This window comes from Burkholderia sp. ZZQ-2 (assembly GCF_050768715.1).
Taxonomy (GTDB): Bacteria; Pseudomonadota; Gammaproteobacteria; order Burkholderiales; family Burkholderiaceae; genus Burkholderia; species Burkholderia cepacia.
This window is the reverse complement of the sequence record NZ_LDVA01000325.1, coordinates 1-1456: the sequence shown is the minus strand read 5'-3', so window position 1 is coordinate 1456 and position 1456 is coordinate 1. Positions and strand designations below refer to the sequence as shown.

General features: G+C 67.0%; 2 protein-coding genes. Both read left to right on the top strand.

What is annotated here, in order from left to right; translation table 11 throughout:
• Positions 1-1108: acyl-CoA dehydrogenase (locus tag ABY44_RS30090; protein WP_431642993.1), on the top strand; the 1108-nt coding region annotated here is incomplete at its 5' end.
• 81 nt (positions 1109-1189) lie between these two features.
• On the top strand, positions 1190-1456 hold a 267-nt coding region (locus ABY44_RS30085; RefSeq protein ID WP_425126523.1), incomplete at its 3' end, for an NAD(P)/FAD-dependent oxidoreductase.

Below are 1456 nucleotides of genomic sequence, written 5' to 3'. Positions count from 1 at the left end.
CATCGTGCCGAAGTTCCTGGTGAACGAGGACGGCTCGCTGGGCGAACGCAACGACGTGCACTGCGTGTCGATCGAGCACAAGCTCGGGATCAAGGCGAGCCCGACGGCGGTGCTGCAATATGGCGATAACGGTGGCGCGATCGGCTATCTGATCGGCGAAGAAAACCGTGGCCTCGAATACATGTTCATCATGATGAACGCGGCGCGCTTCGGCGTCGGGATGCAGGGGATCGGCGTGGCCGACCGCGCGTACCAGAAGGCCGCGGAATTCGCGAAGGAACGCGTGCAGAGCCGCCCGGTGGACGGGTCGGCCAAGCAGTCGGTGACGATCATCCATCACCCGGACGTGCGCCGGATGCTCGGCACGATGCGCGCGCTGACCGAAGGTGCGCGCTCGCTGGCGTACGTGGCCGCGGCGCACAGCGACATTGCCCACCGCCATTCGGACGAGGCGACGCGGGCGCGTCATCAGGCAATCTACGAATATCTGGTGCCGGTCGTGAAGGGCTGGAGCACGGAGATGGTGAACGACGTGGCGAGCCTGGGCGTGCAGGTGCACGGCGGGATGGGTTTCATCGAGGAAACCGGCGCGGCGCAGTATTACCGCGATGCGCGGATCCTGGCGATCTACGAAGGCACGACGGCGATCCAGGCGAACGACCTGGTGGGCCGCAAGACGCTGCGCGACGGCGGCGCGGTGGCGAAGGCGCTGATCGCCGAAATCGGCGAGACTGTCGCGGCGCTGGGCAAGCTGGACGGTGCGGCGGCCGCGTCGATGAAGGTGCAACTGGAGAAGGGCGCGAAGGCGCTGTCGTCGGTGGTGGATTACGTGCTGGCGAACGCGAAGCAGGACCCGAATGCGGTGTTCGCGGGCAGCGTGCCGTACCTGAAGCTGGCGGGCGTGGTGCTGTGCGGATGGCAGATGGCGCGCGCGCTGGTGGCCGCGCAGGCGAACCGCGCGAGCGACCCGGCGTTCTTCGGCGCGAAGATCGCGATCGCGCAGCTCTATGCGGAGCAGGTGCTGGTGCAGGCAGGCGCGCTCGAGGCGTCGATTGTCGGCACGAAGGGCAACGAGGGCGTGCTCGCGTTGACGGAAGACCAGTTCTGACCGGCTGACGGTCGGGACGCAGGAGGAGACAGGATTTTGACCACACAGGACTTGCTCGCGCAGTACGGCCCGCGCGAATCGATGGAATACGACGTCGTGATCGTCGGCGGCGGCCCCGCCGGGCTGTCGGCGGCGATCCGGCTCAAGCAGCTGGCCGCCGAGAAAGGCACCGAAATCGGCGTGTGCGTGCTCGAGAAAGGTTCCGAGATCGGCGCGCACATCCTGTCGGGTGCGGTGATGGACCCGCGCGCGATCACCGAACTGTTCCCCGACTGGAAGGAACGCGGCGCGCCGCTCGACGTCGAGGTGACGGAAGACCGCTTCCTGTTCCTGTCCGAGAAAAGCGCG